The organism is Amycolatopsis rhabdoformis (assembly GCF_035918295.1).
GTDB lineage: Bacteria > Actinomycetota > Actinomycetes > Mycobacteriales > Pseudonocardiaceae > Amycolatopsis > Amycolatopsis rhabdoformis.
The window spans coordinates 9,264,098-9,279,828 of the sequence record NZ_CP142149.1 but is presented as its reverse complement, the minus strand read 5'-3'; the positions used below and the strand labels follow the sequence as shown (position 1 = coordinate 9,279,828).

Annotated in this window: 11 protein-coding genes; 2 read left to right on the top strand and 9 right to left on the bottom strand. The window is 73.3% G+C overall.

The genetic code is table 11. The annotated features are described in order from the left end of the window. Positions 1-51: 51 nt before the first annotated feature. From VSH64_RS43255 to VSH64_RS43235, 5 genes are read right to left on the bottom strand one after another with little or no spacing between them, the layout of a single operon-like run. Positions 52-1,344 (bottom strand): DUF58 domain-containing protein, encoded by a 1,293-nt coding sequence (locus tag VSH64_RS43255; protein WP_326568509.1) that lies wholly within the window; start codon positions 1,342-1,344, stop codon positions 52-54. 3 nt (positions 1,345-1,347) lie between these two features. Then, positions 1,348-2,331, bottom strand: coding sequence for an AAA family ATPase (locus VSH64_RS43250; protein ID WP_326568508.1), 984 nt, complete (start codon positions 2,329-2,331; stop codon positions 1,348-1,350). Further along, the gene (locus tag VSH64_RS43245) at positions 2,328-3,467 is read right to left on the bottom strand and encodes a DUF4350 domain-containing protein (RefSeq protein WP_326568507.1); all 1,140 of its coding nucleotides are present in this window, start codon (positions 3,465-3,467) and stop codon (positions 2,328-2,330) included. Before VSH64_RS43245 ends, VSH64_RS43250 begins: the two co-directional genes overlap by 4 nt. Continuing rightward, a complete protein-coding gene (locus VSH64_RS43240; protein ID WP_326568506.1) occupies positions 3,464-4,099 on the bottom strand; it encodes a DUF4129 domain-containing protein in 636 nt (211 codons plus the stop codon). The genes VSH64_RS43245 and VSH64_RS43240 overlap by 4 nt, the downstream gene beginning before the upstream one ends. Further along, positions 4,093-5,463 (bottom strand): hypothetical protein, encoded by a 1,371-nt coding sequence (locus VSH64_RS43235; protein WP_326568505.1) that lies wholly within the window; start codon positions 5,461-5,463, stop codon positions 4,093-4,095. The genes VSH64_RS43240 and VSH64_RS43235 overlap by 7 nt, the downstream gene beginning before the upstream one ends. Before the next feature lie 422 nt (positions 5,464-5,885). Between VSH64_RS43235 and VSH64_RS43230 the strand changes: the two genes are divergently transcribed. After that, the gene (locus tag VSH64_RS43230; protein WP_326568504.1) at positions 5,886-6,884 is read left to right on the top strand and encodes a neutral zinc metallopeptidase; all 999 of its coding nucleotides are present in this window, start codon (positions 5,886-5,888) and stop codon (positions 6,882-6,884) included. A 24-nt stretch (positions 6,885-6,908) separates the two neighbouring features. On the opposite strand, the gene VSH64_RS43225 is transcribed toward VSH64_RS43230, so the two are convergent. Continuing rightward, on the bottom strand, positions 6,909-7,379 hold the full coding sequence (locus VSH64_RS43225; RefSeq protein WP_326568503.1) for a hypothetical protein: 471 nt from the start codon (positions 7,377-7,379) through the stop codon (positions 6,909-6,911). A gap of 129 nt (positions 7,380-7,508) precedes the next feature. Beyond that, entirely contained in the window at positions 7,509-8,597 is a 1,089-nt protein-coding gene (locus VSH64_RS43220; RefSeq protein ID WP_326568502.1) for a potassium channel family protein, read from the bottom strand. 106 nt (positions 8,598-8,703) lie between these two features. On the opposite strand from VSH64_RS43220, the gene VSH64_RS43215 reads away from it, so the two are divergent. Continuing rightward, complete coding sequence (locus VSH64_RS43215) at positions 8,704-9,087, top strand: DoxX family protein (RefSeq protein ID WP_326568501.1); 384 nt, start codon at positions 8,704-8,706, stop codon at positions 9,085-9,087. Between the two features lie 24 nt (positions 9,088-9,111). On the opposite strand, the gene VSH64_RS43210 is transcribed toward VSH64_RS43215, so the two are convergent. Beyond that, positions 9,112-12,546 carry an ATP-dependent helicase gene (locus VSH64_RS43210; RefSeq protein ID WP_326568500.1) on the bottom strand — a complete coding sequence of 1,145 codons (3,435 nt, stop codon included), beginning with the start codon at positions 12,544-12,546 and terminating at the stop codon, positions 9,112-9,114. Then, complete coding sequence (locus tag VSH64_RS43205; RefSeq protein WP_326838201.1) at positions 12,543-15,716, bottom strand: ATP-dependent helicase; 3,174 nt, start codon at positions 15,714-15,716, stop codon at positions 12,543-12,545. Before VSH64_RS43205 ends, VSH64_RS43210 begins: the two co-directional genes overlap by 4 nt. Positions 15,717-15,731 lie beyond the last annotated feature (15 nt).

Genomic DNA, 15,731 nt, shown 5'->3' with positions numbered 1-15,731 from the left:
CCGTTCGGCCACGGTTTCCGGCCCGAATCGCCTTGGAGCTCCCTGGAGGTTTCAGAGCCGCCCGGCAGCCTTCAAGGCCAAGTACCGGTCGGCCAACGCCGGCGGCAGGTCCTCGGGCACGGCGTCCACCACGTCGACCCCGCGCCGGCCCAGCCGCGCGGTCACGGAAGCGCGCTCGGCCAGGGTTCGTTCGGCCGCGGCGGCGTCGTAGACCGATTCCGCGTCGCCGCGGCCGCGGGCCATTTCGGCGACGCGCGGGTCGGCCACGGAAGCGACGATCACCTGGTGGCGCGACGTCAACGAGCTCAGCACCGGGAACAGGCCCTCTTCGAGCGGCGCCGCGTCGAGGCCGGTCAGCAGCACCACCAGCGCGCGCCGTCGGGTGCGTTGCAGGACTTCGGCGACCAGGCCGCGCGAGTCGGTTTCCATCAGCGACGGTTCGAGCGGCGCCATGGCGTTCACGAGCGAAGGCAGCAGCGTCGTGGCTGAGGAACCGGGTACCGCGGCGCGCACGCGGCGGTCGTAGGCCAGCAGGTCGACGCGGTCTCCGGCGCGGGAAGCCAGTGCAGCCAGCAGCAGCGCGGCGTCCATGGCCGCGTCGAGCCGCGGCGCGTCGCCGACCCGGCCGGCCGAAACCCGGCCGGTGTCGAGCACCAGCACCACGTGCCGGTCGCGTTCGGGGCGCCAGGTCCGCACCATCACGTCGGCCGCGCGGGCCGTGGCGCGCCAGTCGATCGAGCGCACGTCATCGCCGGCCACGTATTCGCGCAGCGAGTCGAACTCGGTGCCCTGGCCGCGGATCATCACCGCGCTGCGGCCGTCGAGCTGTTGCAGCCGCGCCAGGCGCGAGGGCAGGTGCTTGCGGCTGTGGAACGGCGGCAGCACGCGCACCGCCCACGGCACCTCGTGCGAACCCTGCCGTGCCGCGAGCCCCAGCGGGCCGGTCGCGCGCACGGTCACGCGGAACGCGAGGCGGTCGCCGCGCCGCGTCGGCAGCATCACGGTGGTGACCACGCGCCGTTCGCCCGACGGCACGGAAATCCGGTGCCGGTCGTCGGCGCCCGCGCTCGGCGGCCACGCGTCGCGCAGCAGCCCGCGCACCGCGCGCCGGCCCGGGTTGGTCACGGTGAGCGTAACCTCGGCGGGTTCGCCGAGGCGCACGGAAGTGGTGCCACTGCGGGAAAAGCGCAGCGCGCGCACGCTGCCGGCGAACACCAGGTCCACGACCACCAGCACGATCAGCACCACGACAACGCCGAGCACGCCGGCGCCGGACGGGAACAGCAGCCCGACCACCAGCGCACCCAGCAGCGCCAGCAGCCCGAGCCGCCCGGTGAGGGCCACCGCTCAGCGCGGTACCGGCACGGAGGCCAGCACCCGGTCGAGGACCCCGTCGGCGGTCACGCCCTCGAGCTCGGCTTCGGGCCGCACGTCGAGCCGGTGCCGCAGCGCGGGGCGGGCCAGCGCCTTCACGTCGTCCGGCGTCGCGTAGTCGCGCCCGGCGAGCCAGGCCCACGCGCGGGTGACGGCGAGCAAAGCCGTTGCGCCACGCGGGGAAACGCCGATGCGCACGGCCGGCAGCTCACGCGTCGCGCGGCACAGGTCCACGACGTAGCCGATCACCTCGGGCCCGATCGTCACGCGGGCCACGGCCTGGCGCGCGGTCGCGAGCTGCTCGGCGCCGGCGACCGGCCGGATGCCGGCGGCGGCGAGGTCACGCGGGTCGAAACCCTGCGCGTGGCGCCAGAGGATGCCGATCTCGTCCTCGCGCGAAGGCGCCGGCATGGTGAGCTTGAGCAGGAACCGGTCCAGCTGCGCTTCCGGCAGCGGATAGGTGCCTTCGTACTCCACGGGGTTCTGCGTCGCGATGACCATGAACGGATCCGGCAGCGGCCGCGGCTGGCCGTCGATCGACACCTGCCGCTCCTCCATCGCCTCCAGCAGCGACGACTGCGTCTTCGGCGGCGTGCGGTTGATCTCGTCGGCCAGCATCAGGTTCGTGAACACCGGGCCCTCGCGGAAGGAGAACTCGCCGCTGTGCGCGTCGTACACGAGCGAGCCGGTGACGTCACCCGGCATCAGGTCGGGCGTGAACTGCACCCGGGTGGTCTTCAGGTCCAGCGAAGCCGCCAAAGCCCGCACCAGCAACGTCTTCGCGACGCCGGGCACGCCTTCCAGCAGCACGTGGCCGCGGCAGAGCAGCGCCAGGATGAGCCCGGTGACGGCGGCGTCGTTGCCCACCACGGCCTTGCCGACCTCGGTGCGCAGGGCGATCAACGCCGCGCGAGCGTCTTGGGCCTGACTCGGCGCCTGCGTCTGTTCGGTACTCAAGACCGCTCCACCTCTCGTTCCACGCTGTCCAGTTCGTCCGCCAGCCGCACCAGCCCGGCTTCGTCGCCCGGCGGCGGGCCGTAGAGCACGCCGCCGACTTCGACCGCGGTGCGCCCCGTGCGCGCGCTCACCGTCTCGACGACCGCGGCCGCCTCGGCATCGCGCGGCAGGCCCAGTCTCGTGCGCAGCCGCGCGCGGGCGGCTTCGCGCAACGTCTCCGCCGCGTGCCCGGCCGCGCCGCCGCGCCGGTAGAGCCGCGCGCGGCCCTCCGCCGTTTCGGCCGCCCGCACCACGATCGGCAGGGGCTCGCTCACCACCGGGCCGAGCCGCCGCGCACGCCACAACGCCAGCAGCACCACGGCGATCCCGAGCGTGAAGGCGCCGTAGCGCCAGCCGGGCGGGATGAGCTCGTAGAAGGACTTCTGCCCGCTGCCCAGCGCCGGGTCGGTCGGCGAGGGCACGTACCAGACCAGCCGCTGGTGATCACCGAGCAGCCGCATCCCGAGCGCGGCGTTGCCCTCGTCGGCGAGGCGGTCGTTGGTGAGCGGCGCGCCGGTGCCGAGCACGGTGACGGTGCCCGTGCGGTCGGCGACCTGCACGAACGTGGGGCTGTCGCCGTCGAGGTAACACTGGCGGGCTTCGGGGTCTTCGGTACGGAACCGCTCACCGCCGAGCGTCGCGCGACCGGCGCCGACGGCCGCGCCGACTGTGCAGCCGGGGTCGAGCGGGGCCACGTCGGACGTGCCGGCCGGGTGCACCGTCGGGAGCACTTCGGACAGCGCGCCCGGGCCGGGCGCGAGCAGCACGAGGTGCGCGACGCGGCGGCGCAGATCCCCGAGCCCGGCGCCCGGCACCTGGTCGGGCGAGGTGATCACGAGCGTGCCGCCGTCGGCCTGCTCCAGCGCTTCGGCGATGGTGTGGACGGGGCGCACGTCCACCCCTTCCTCCTGCAGCAGGTGCGCGAGCGCGTGGCTGCCGTTCGGTTCGTAGGAACCGGGTTCGAGCTCGCCGCTCGTCTGGTCACCGCGGCTGAGCACCAGCGCCAGCGCGACCAGCACGATGAGCAGCAGCAGCGCAAGCGGCACCCGCACACCGCGCCAGATCCGTCTGAGATCAGGGGAAACCGAAGTAGTCACGCGCCCACCAGCACCGGCCGCTCACGGCGGACGCGGTCGTCGAGGTCGGTCAGGGCGCGGTAGGCGGCTTCGGTGCCGGGCCGGCCGCCGTAGTGCACGTCGTCGAACTGCCGGGCGCCGGCCGCGAGGTCGGCGGCGACGTTCGGCAGCAGCCCGCCCGCTTCGGCGGCGGCTTCGTCGGCCGTGCGGCCCGAGCGCGAGTCGAGCAGCGCGCGTTCTTCGAGACCGCGCACGATCGCGCGGAAGCGTTCCCGCACGGCGTCGGCGAACTGTCCTTGCGCCGCGGCCTGCACGGCCGCCTTGCGGTACTCGTCGGCGCTGCGGCGCCGGCCCGAGAACACCTGCCGGGCCGCCTGCGCCGCGCGCCCGACCTTGCCCACGCGCAGCCGCACCACCACGATCAGCACGATCAGGAGCCCGATGATCAGCAGCAGCCCCAACGGTCCGCCCGGCACACCGGACAGGTTCGCCAGCAGCTCGCTGAACTTCTCCCCCAGCCAGTGCGCCACCTGCTGCAGCAGCCCGGGCCGCGCCGCCGCGTACGCCGGATCGGTGAGCTCCTGGATCGCTCGCAGGCGGGCCGGGTCCCGGTCGATGTCGACCGGGACGTCGGTGAGCAGGAACGTCACCACGCCTGCCGCGGCGCCGGCGGCGGGTTGAGGCCGGCGGCGCGCGCCAGCTCGATGTCCATGCCCTCGCGGCGCATCCGCTGGTCGATGTAGAGGACCACCGTGACCAGCGCCGTGAACGGCGTGACGATCGTGGACGAGATGACCGAGCCCACCGCGCTCAGCACCAGGCCGCCGGTGGTCTGGACCGGCACCGTGGCCTGCGGGTCGAACAGGCCCGCGAACGCACCCGAGCCCAGGTCGAACGGGATGCCGATGATCGCCGAGATCAGCCAGCCGATCACGCCGGCCAGCAGCAGGATGCCGAGCACCCGCCAGAACGCTCCCGACACGAGGGTGCGCGAGCGGCCGAACGCCTGGCGCACGGTGCCGCGCTCGAGGACCAGCGCGGGGCTCGCGAGCGCCCAGAACACGTACGGGATCACGGCCGGCAGCAGGCAGAAGATCGCGGCGACCATGGTGGCCAGCGCGTACAGGATCGTGAGGCCCAGCAGGGGAAGCAGGCGCGGGCCGGCTTCGTGCAGCGCCGTGCGGAAGTCGACCGGCCGGCCGAGCACCGCCTTGCCCATCACGACCGTGAGGAAACCGGTGAGGAACGTCTGGCCCAGCAGCGTGATGATCAGCGTGGGGATCAGCGACAACGCGGTGCTGCCGAGCAGGTTGTACATCGCGTCGAGCGCTTCCTGCTGCGTGGCGGCCGGGCCGAGCTGCGCGACGCGGTTGAGGTCGGGCTGCACCACCAGCTGCACGATCAGGGTCAGGCCGGCCACGATCACCGCGATGACCGCCGACATGCCGAGGATCAGCACCGGGTAGCGGCGGATGGCGGTGATCGCGCCGTCGAGGATGTCGCCGACGTTGAGCGGGCGCAACGAGATCACGCCGGGTTTGCCGAGACCGTGCGGAGTCCAGCCGCCCTGTTGGCCGTAGGCGCCACCGGGGTACTGCGGCATCGGCTGCTGGTACTGCGCGCCGGGCTGCTGCCAGCCACCGGACGGCGGTTGCTGCTGCGCGCCGGGCGACTGCCAGCCGCCGGAGGGCTGCGCGCCGGGTGTGGTGGCGTTCGGGTCGGCGCCGGGTGACTGCCACTGGCCGGCGGGCGGCTGCGTGCCGTCGGGCGCCGGGGAGGACGCGGTCTGTGGGTCGGCGCCGGGCTGCTGCGGGCTGCCGGGCTGTGCGCTCGTCGGCTGCTCGCTCGTGGGCTGCCCGTTGGTGGGCTGCGGCGGGTTCGCGGCCTCGGTGGCGCCCGGGGTATCGGGGCCGGTCGGTGCGGGGCCGGTCGGTTGAGGGCGCTGGAAGCCCTGGCTCGGGGTGGGCGCGTCGTCGTCGGGCGCGCCGGGCCCTCGCGAGCCGGGTGTGTCTGTCATCGAAGCCCCTCGTACTCACGACCCGTCACTTGCTGGCGCTCACTCTTCCAGAGGCGCCCAAACCGGGCCAGACCTGGGGTGACACCCGGGTCGGGTGACGGTGTCGGCACGAGTGCTGCGTGAGGCCCCCGTTCCCCCGATATGCTGAACGGAAGCCGGGGGCCGCCCGGCCCGTGCCGAGACCCTCCGGGACCGCCCTGATGACGCAACCGCCCTACGGCCAGGTGCCGCCTCGCGGGACCGTTCAACCGCCGCCGGTTCCCGGTCACGGGCCCGGCAGGCAGGGACCGCCGGGTTCCCCGCCACAGGGTCCGACAATGCAGGGTCCGACCATGCAGGGTCCGCCGGTTCAAGGCCCGCCGATGCCCGGTCCGGGCATGCAGGGTCCGCCCCGGCAGGGCCCGCCGCCGCAGAGTCCGTGGATGGGCCAGTACCCGCCGCAGCGCTTCCCGCAGCACCAGCAGAAGAAGTCGCCGGGCGCGATCATCGGCATCGCCTTGGGCGCGGTCACCGTGCTCGTGCTCGGGATCGTCGCGATCGTCGCGCTGAACCGGCCCAGCCCGAACGTGAACGCCACCGGCTACCAGAACCCGCCGGCACCCGCGCCGACCAGCCCGTTCGAGCTGCCGCCGAACAACGGCTCGTCGACCACCGCTTCCTCGGCGCCCAGCGAACCGACCGAGCCGAGCTCCGCCGGCCCGCAGAAGATCCTCAAGCTCGCCGATCACCCGATCCTGCAGGACCCCAACGCCGGGCTGCAGAACCGCGTCTGCGACCTGCCGGGCTGGCAGAGCACGCAGTCGGGCGCCGAAGCGTTCTTCACCGCGGCCAGCAAGTGCCTCGACGCGGCGTGGGGCCCGTTCCTCGAGGCCTACGACCTGCCGTTCACCCCGCCCGCGCTGCACTTCCCCACCGGGCCGAGCTTCGAGACCGCGTGCGGCACGATCCAGGTCGGCATCGCGACGGCGGCGTACTACTGCGAGGACAACCTGTACGTGCCGTTCGCCGGACTGCAGACCGACCAGTACGGCAACAACCCCGGCGTCTACCTGGCGTTGTTCGCCCACGAGTACGGCCACCACGTGCAGGAGGTCGCCGGGATCATGGACGCCGCGTGGCAGAAGATCTACGCGGCCGGCCAGACCAGCCCCGAGGGCCTCGAAATGTCCCGGCGCAAGGAACTGCAGGCCCAGTGCTTCTCGGGCATGTTCCTCGGCGCCCACGTGGACCAGGGCGGCACGATCACCCGCGACATGTACAACAAGGCCTGGAACGACCAGGAAACCCGCGGCGACAACACCTCGCACAGCCACGACCACGGCACCAACGCCCACTACGCCTACTGGTGGCGCCAGGGCGCGAAGGCCAACCGCATCGCCGACTGCAACACCTTCGCCGCACCGTCCTCACTGGTCAGCTGACGCCGCCCCATCGAGTCGGGAAGCTCAGTGCAGGAGAGCGAGCTTTCCGGGGCCCTTGATGAAGAGGAACGCGTACGTGCCGCCGGCGAAGCACGCGAACACGAGCAGCACGAGCGCGATCGGCCCGCGGGAGTCCTGAGCGCCTGCCGAAGTGTCGGCCGCGCTCACGGTGAGCGGGCCCTCGGCCGGTGCGTCGACCGGCACGCCGACCTCCACGCGTTCGCCCTTCGCGTGGCCGCAGCCGTTGAGGGTGCCTTCGCGCGGCTTGCCGCCGAGGCTGAACGTGACGGACTCGACCGGATTGCCCGCCGAGCACTCGGCCGGTTTGGTCACCTCGGCCTGCACCGGTGCGCCGGAGTCGGTGCCGGCGATGCCGAACAGGCCCGGCCCCGCGAGCCAGGCCAGCACCACCACGAGCACGCCGACGGCGGCCGGGATGCCCACCTGCAGCCACCTCTGGACTGAGGTCTTGCTCGTGAGGTCGGAGAGCTGCACGTCGCCATGGTTCCAGATCCACGGGGCAAAACCCAGTGAGGTCCGGGCGGCGCCCCGTCACGGTGCGCCGATCACCGGTCACCCGGTGATCAAGATTCAGCGGTCAGGTCACAGCTCGGCAGTCACGGCTCAGCGGTCGGACTCGACCTTGTCCGCCGTGGTCACCTTCTTGACGTACAGCAGCCGGTCGCCGGGTTCCAGCGCGTCGGCCTGCGGGGCGTCGACGCGGAAGAGCACGCCGTCGCGGACCACGCCCAGCACGATGTCCGGCAGGTGCCGCGGTGAACCGCCCTCCTCGGACCGCTCCACGGCGCGCTCGGCGATCGCCAGGCCCGATTCCGGCGTGATGAGGTCCTCGACCATGTCGACCACCAGCGGCGTGGACGTGGCCATGCCCAGCAGCCGCCCGGCCGTCTCGCTCGACACCACGACCTGGTTCGCACCCGACTGCTTGAGCAGGTGCACGTTTTCCGCTTCCCGCACCGACGCCACGATGTGCGACTTCGGTGCCAGCTCGCGCGCGGTGAGCGTGACCAGCACGGCCGTGTCGTCGCGGTTCGGCGCCACCACCACGGCCTTCGCGTGCTGGACGCCGGCCACGCGCAGCACGTCGGCCCTCGTCGCGGACCCGTGCACGGTGACCAGGCCCATCGCGCTGGCCGCCTCCAGCGCCTGCTGGTCGGTGTCGACCACGACGATGCGGCTGGCCTGCACCTCCTCGTCGCCGAGCAGCGCGTTGACAGCCGATCGGCCCTTGGTGCCGAACCCGACGACGACGGTGTGGTCGCGCACCTTCGTCCTCCACTTCTGGATCTTGAATGCCTGCCGGGAGCGCTCGGTGAGCACCTCCAGCGTGGTCCCGACGAGGACGATGAGGAAGAGCACGCGCAACGGCGTGATGATGAGGACGTTCACCAGCCGTGCGGACGCCGAGGCCGGCGCGATGTCGCCGTAGCCGGTCGTGGAGAGCGAGACGGTGGAGTAGTAGATCGCGTCGAGGAACGAGACCCCGTCGCCGTTCACGTCGCGGTAGCCGCCGCGGTCGGCGAACACGATCAGCACCGTGGCCAGCAGGGCCAGCAGGGCGCCGATGATCCGCTTCACGATCGACCGCATCGGGCTCGACGTGAACTCCGGCATGCGGATCACGCCGACGAGCTCGTGGTCGGGGCGGTCGTTGAGCCGGACGTTCAGGGGCAGCCGCTTGAGGGCTTTCATGCACCGGCTCCCCGCGGGTGTTCGGCGTCACTCACAGCGGGGAGGATAGCCGAAGGTCATCGCCCGCACACCCGTTCCGATGATCACGTTGTGGCAGGCTGGGCCCATGTCCGACTCGAAGCGGCCCCAGCGGCCCGCCTACTGGCTGGCCGGTTTCCTCGCCTCCGCCGGTGTCATGCACTTCGTGCGCCCCAAGCAGTACGACGCGCTGGTTCCGAAGGAGCTTCCCGGTGAGCGTCGCCAGTGGACCTACGCCTCGGGGGCCGTGGAGCTCGGCGTGGCGGCCGCGATCGCGCTGCCGAAGACGCGGCGGCTGGGCGGGTTCGCGGCGGCGCTGCTGTTCGTCGGCGTGTTCCCGGGCAACGTGAAAATGGCGCTGGACTACGAACGCACCAAGAAGCCGCTGCAGGTGCGCGCGGCCGCGTGGTTCCGCCTGACGGCACAGTGGCCGCTCGTGAAGTGGGCGCTGGCGGTGCGCGACAACGCTTGATCGGGCACGCCGATCAAGCGCCGGTCACTCCCGCGGCACGCTGCGCAGCAGGTCGCGCAGGCCTTCGGCGTCGAGGAGATCGGCGGGGCTGAGCGTGTACGCGTGGCGCACGTAGTGGAACGCCGCGCGGACGCGCTCCACCGGCACGTTCTTCAGCGCCGCCCAGGCGAGCCGGTACGCGCCGAGCTGCACGGCCAACGCCGGCAGCCGCTCGGACGAGGGCACGGAACCGGTTTTCCAGTCCACCACCGTCCAGCCGCCATCCGGGTCGGCGTACACGGCGTCCATCCGGCCGCGCACGGTGACGCCCTCCACGTCGGCCGAAAACGGCACCTCCACGGCCAGCGGCACGCGCTCGGCCCACTCGCTGCGTTCGAAGGCTTCCTGCAACGCCTCGAAATCGGAATCGGGCGCCTCACCGAGGTCGGCGGCACCCGGCAGGTCGTCGATGTCGAGCAGGCCCTCGCCGGAGAACCGTTGTTCGAGCCAGGTGTGGAACGCGGTGCCGCGGCGCACGAACGTGTTGGGCGGCAAGGGAAGCGGTCGCCGCAGCTTGCGGGCGAGCGCTTCGGCGTCGGCGGCGAGCTCCACGAGCTGGCTCACCGAGAGCTGCGCCGGCAGCACCACCCGGTCCACTGTGTTCTGCGCGCGGGCGCGTTCGGCGAGCAGCACGTCGGTGTCGGCCGCCCAGCCGTCAGGGTCTTCCGGGTCGACGTCGTCCTCGTCGTCCTCTTCGTCGCCGTCCGCGTGGTTTTCCTCGACGTCGTAAGGCTCGTCGTCGAATTCGTCCGGCTCGGGCGGTAGCGGCACTTCGTCGTCTTCGGCCACTCCGAGCAGTTCCGGCTGATCAGGCTCGGCCGGCGCGTCCGGTGCTTCCGGCGTCCCGGGCGTCTCGGGCGTTTCCGGCAACGCCGCCATGGCCGCGAACACCATCTCGACGCCGGTCGACACTCCCGTGCGCCGGTCGCCGAGCGGGTCGACAGGCCAGCTCGCCTTGCGCGAGTCCGTGACCAACGGGTTCTCGTCGTCCTCGCCGGGTTCCTCGGCCCACAGGTCGAGCACGCCGATCGGCGGGTCGGCCTCGCGCAGCACGTCGGCGATCTCCGCGAGGAACACCGAAGGCCCCTTCGCGCGCGTGCTGCTTTCGTTCCACCAGTGGCCGGACACGATCAGTGCGCGTTCCGACCGCGTGAGCGCGACGTAGCAGAGCCGGCGTTCCTCGTCGGCTTCCCGCTCGGCGAACCCCTCCTCGTGCAGTTCGAGGCCTTCCTGTACCTCCTTGCGGTCGAACCCCGCCGACACGCGCAGCTCCGGCAGGTCGGCCGAGTCGCCCCGCAGGATCGCGGGCAGCGACGTCGAGGTGCGCAGCCAGGACGAGGACCGGCGCTTGCTCGGGAACACGTCGGCCACGAGGTGCGGCACGGCCACGACCTCCCACTCGAGCCCCTTGGCCGAGTGCACGGTGAGCACCTGCACGCGATCGGGCACCACCTCGACCTCGCCGGGGGTGAGGCCGTCTTCCGCGTGCGCGGCCGTGTTCAGGTAGTCCACAAAGGACAGCAGGGTCGCGGTCGGCGCCGTCTCGGCGTAGTCGGTCACGACCTCGGCGAACGCGTCGAGGTGCGCGCGCCCGGCCGAGCCGGGGCGGGCCAGCGACTCGACGTCGAGCAGCATCGTGCGTTCGACGTCGGCCACCAGCTCGGGCAGCGACTGGTCGAGGCGGCGGCGCAACGCGGCCAACTCGGCACCGATCCGGCGGATGCGCCGGTAGCCGTCCTCGGAGTAGCGCTCGGGCCGGCCGGGTTCGTCCACGGCGTCGATGAGGCCGGCCTGCTCGGCGCGTTCGGTGACCAGCGCCGGTTCGTCTTCGGACTCGGTCTGCGGCACCGGCGAGGAGAGCTCGCCGGCGCGCCGCCACAGCGCCGCCAGGTCCGCCGCCGCGAGCCGCCAGCGCGCGCTGGTGAGCAGGCGGGCGGCCGCGCTGCCGGCCAACGGGTCGGCCAGCACCCGCAGCGTGCTCACCAGGTCGGCGACCTCGGGTTCGTCGAGCAGCCCGCCGAGGCCGACGACCTCCACCGGCAGGCCACGCATCCGCAGTTCGGCCGCGATCGGCGCCATGTCCGCGCGCCGGCGCACCAGCACCGCGGCCGTCGGCGGCTTGCCGGTCTCCTCTTTTTCGGCGTGCCAGCGGCGGGCCAGCGCGTCGGCCGCCCACTCGCGTTCGGCGCGCACGTCGGGCAGCAGCGCCACGGCGATGTCGGCCGGCCCGGCGCCGGCGCGCGCCCGCAGCGGTTCGACGCCCAGGCCGCGTGACCGCAGCGGCTCGGCCACGGCGTTGGCCAGGTCCAGGATCTGCGGCGGGTTGCGGAAGCTCGTGAGCAGGCCGAACTCGTGCGCGGGCGCGAGCTGTCCGTCGACGCGGCGCGGGAAGTCGGTGGTGAAGCGCGGCAGGTTGGCGGCCGAAGCGCCGCGCCAGCCGTAGATGGCCTGAGCCGGGTCGCCCACGGCCGTGACCGGCATCGGCGCGTGGTCGCCGCCGCCGAACAGCGACCGCAGCAGCACGCGTTGCGCGTGGCCGGTGTCCTGGTACTCGTCGAGCAGCACGGCGCCGTAGCGCTCGCGTTCGCCGGTGATCACGGCCGGGTAGCCGTCGGCGAGCTGCGCCGCGAGCGACATCTGGTCGGCGAAGTCGAGCGCGCCCTCGGCCCGCTTGCGCCGGTGGTAGGCCTCGACGAGCGGCAGCAGCGCGAGCCGGAACCGTTGCGCCGCCACCACTTGCTGCAGCTTCTGCGACAGCGCCGCCTGCTGGCCCTTGGCGCGCGGCGCGCTCTCGATCACCTCGCACAGCCACGTGGTGTACTCCGCGAGCCGCTCGGTCGACACGAGGTGCTCCCCGAGCTCACCGGCCAGCGCGAGCAGCTGCGCGGTGACCGAGGACGGCACGCGGTCGGTGTCGAGGTCATCGTCCCAAGTGGACACCACGCGGTGCGCGAGCTGCCAGGACGAGGTCTCCGACAGCAGCCGCACGCCCGGCTGCACCGGCAGCCGCAGGCCGTGTTCGGACAGCAGCCGCCCGGCGTAGGCGTGGTACGTCAGCACGGTGGGCTCACCGGCGACGACCGTGGCGCGCAGCCCGCCCGACGGGTCGAGTTTCTCCAGCAGCCCCGACCCGGCCAGCCGGCGCAGCCGCGCGCGCACGCGTTCGCCGAGCTGGCGCGCGGCCTTGCGCGTGAAGGTGAGGCCCAGCACGCGTTCGGGGCTCACGATCCCGTTGGCCACCAGCCACACCACGCGCGCGGCCATCGTCTCGGTCTTGCCCGCGCCGGCGCCCGCGACGACCAGCGACGGCTCGACCGGCGAGGCGATCACGGTGGCCTGCTCGGGCGTGGGGCGGTGCAGGCCGAGCGCGTCGGCGATCTCCGCGGGCTCGACCGGGTTGGCGATGAGCCGGAAGCTCACGGGCCGGTCACCTGCCTGCCCTCGGGCCGGAGCGGGCAGCAGCCGCGCGCGGGGCAGCGGTCGCAGTCGGGGTTTTCGTGGGCCTGGTACCCGGGTCCGGCCGCCGAGGCCGCGGCCGAGCGCACGAGGTCGAGCCACTGCCGGCCGCCGTCGTCGTCGAGCGGCGGCTGGTCGCGCTGGGTCGCGCCGGTCTTGTTGTTGGTCTTCGCCACGTACACCAGCCGCGCGCCGCCCGGCGTGTTCTTGCCCTCGATCGCGCCGAGCAGCACGGCGAGCTGGTACGCGGCGAGCTGCGGGTGCTGCTCGGCGTCGGCGCTGGACACCGGCACCTTGCCGGTCTTGATGTCCACGATCACCGGCCGGCCGTCCTTGTCGAGCTCGACCCGGTCGACGCGGCCGCGCAGCATTACGCGCACCTCGTCGTCGCCCATCGGCAGCTCCACCTCGATGTCCTGCTCGACGCCGGCCTCGATCAGTTCCTTGCGGCTGCCTTCGAGCCACGCCACGAAGTTGCGCAGCATCTGCTCCACGCGGTTGCGTTCGCGGCGCGAGAACCAGGGCGCGCCGGCGTCGACCCGCACCCACGCGTCGTCGAGCGCGGACTGGATCTGGTCCTCGGTGCGCCCGCCCGCCACGGCCTGCGCGAGGCCGTGCACCAGCGTGCCGGTCACGGCCGCGAGCTGCGCGGGGTCACTGCCGCCGTGGCGCTCCACCAGCCAGCGCAGCGGGCACTTCACCAGAATTTCCACTGTGGACGGTGAGATGCGCATGAGGTCACCGGGTTTGTGCACCGGCTCGTCGGTGGACGACGGGAGCAGGCCGTACCAGGTACTCGGGTGCGCGCCGGGCACACCGGCGTCGGCCAGCCGCGCGAGTTGCTGGGCCGCACGGTCGCGCCGCTCGGGCGTGGCCTTGTCGTCGCACACGACCTCCCGCAGCTCGCCGACGAGCTCGGCCAGCACCAGCGAGCGGCCCGGCGGCTTCATGCGCGAGTCGAGCGCGCCGTCGTCGGCGCCGTTCTCCTCGAGGTCGTCGAGGAACCGCGAAGGCTGCTCGTCCTCGCCCGCCACGGCCGTGACCAGCAACGTGCGCCGCGCGCGAGCGGCGGCGACGTAGAACAGGCGCCGTTCCTCGGCCAGGATCGGAGCGATGGCCGACACCTTGTCGCCGTCGTCCACCCCGGACAGCAGGTCGACGAGCCGCTCCACGCCGAGCAGCGAACCGCGTAGCCGCAGGTCCGGCCACGCGCCTTCCTGCACGCCCGCCACGGCCACGACCGTCCACTCGCGACCCGCGGCCGCGTGCGCGGTGAGCAGCGACACGCCCTCACCCGGGATCGCGGCCGGCGCCAGCGTGTCGCCCGCGATGTTCTGCGACGACAGGTAGTCGGCGAACGACGCGACGCTCGCGCGGGGCAGCCGGTCGACATACCGACCGGCGGCGTCGAACAACGCCACCACGGCGTCGAGGTCGCGGTCGGCCTGCGCGCCGAGCGAACCACCGCGGTCGACGAACCGCAGCAGCCGCTCCTGCAGCCCGCTGGCCTCCCACAGCTCCCACAGGACCTGTTCCACGCCTTCGCCGCGCACGACCGCCTGGTGCGTGACGCTCAGCAGCTTGCCGACGCGGCGCACCGGCGTCGCCTCGGCGTCGGCGAGCCCGGCCAGGATGTCGCCGCCGCGCAGGGCTTCCACGAGCAGCTCGTCGCTGGCGCGCTGACCGCCGCCGGCCAGCTCGAGCCGACGCAGGCCGCGGCGCACCCGGCGCAGCGCGAGCGGATCGGCGCCACCGAGGGTGGAGGACAGCAGCATTTCCGCGAGGTCGACGTCGAGCAGCTCCGGCTCGGCCGCGATCCGCAGCACCGCCAGCAGCGGCCGCACGGCGGAGTGCTTGGCCAGCGGCAGTTCCTGCGTCGCGGAACCGATCGGTACGCCGGCCGCCCGCAACGCGCGTTGCAGCACCAGGAAGGTGCGGGCCGGCGAGCGCACGAGCACCGCCATCTCCGACCACGGCACGCCGTCGACGAGGTGTGCGCGGCGCAGCTGGTCGGCGATCCAGCTCGCCTCGGCCGCCGGCGTCGGCATCAGCCGCACCCGCACCTTGCCACCGCGTTTACCCTGCGGCGAAACGAGTTTCCGGTGCTGCGACGCGCCCGGCAGCGTGGCGCCGAGCTTCGTCACGGCCTCGCGCACGGCCGGGGCGAGCCGGTGCGAGGTGATGAGCGTGACCGTGCGGTCGCCCTCGGTGTCCGCGTCGGCGAACAGCCGCGGATCGGCGCCGCGGAAGGAGAACACGGACTGGTCGGGGTCGCCGGCCACCACGAACTCGGCCGCCGTCTGCCCGATCTGGCGGATCAGCTGGATCTGCAGCGGGTCGAGGTGGTGCGCGTCGTCCACGAAGAGGTGGCGCACGCGGCCGCGCTCGCGCTGGCGCAGCTCCTCGTCGTCTTCGAGCGCCAGCAGCGCCGAGGTGACCAGCTCGGCCGCGTCGAGCGCCGGGGCGCTGCGCACGCCGAGCGCGTTGCCGCCCGCGCCCTGCAGCTGCGTGACCTCCTCGTACTGGGCCCAGAAGTGCCCGGCCGCCACCCACTCCTCACGGTCCTTGCGGTGTCCCAGCTCCACGAGGTCCTCGGGGCCGAGCCCGCGTTCGGCCGCGCGCATCAGCAGGTCGCGCAGCTCCTCGGCGAAGCCCGGCACCAGCAGCGCCGGCCGCAGCTGCGCGGGCCACTCGGGCGCGCCGATCTCGAGGTCGCCCTGCAGCAGCTCGCGCACCACCACGTCCTGCTCGGCACCGGCGAGCAACCGCGGCGGCGGTAGCTCTTCCGCGCGCGCTTCGAGGCGCAGCAGTGAAAACGCGTACGAGTGGACCGTGCGCACGAGCGGCTCGCTCACCGTGCGCGGCAGCGGCGACGACTGCTCGGGGTCGGTGGTGAGCCGGCGCGTGATGTCGGCCCGCAGCGCGTCGGCCGCGCGGCGCGAAGCGGTGAGCACGAGCACGCTCTCGGGGTCGGCGCCGTCGGCGATGCGCCGGGCGGCCGCGGTGGCGAGCAAGGTCGTCTTCCCGGTGCCGGGGCCGCCGAGCACACGGAGGAACCCGGCGGGTGCGGACAGCAGCCGGCGCGCGCCGTCGTCCCAGGTGAACGTGGGTGCGCCGGTGGCGGGCGGGCGCACGAGCCGCGCCTGTCC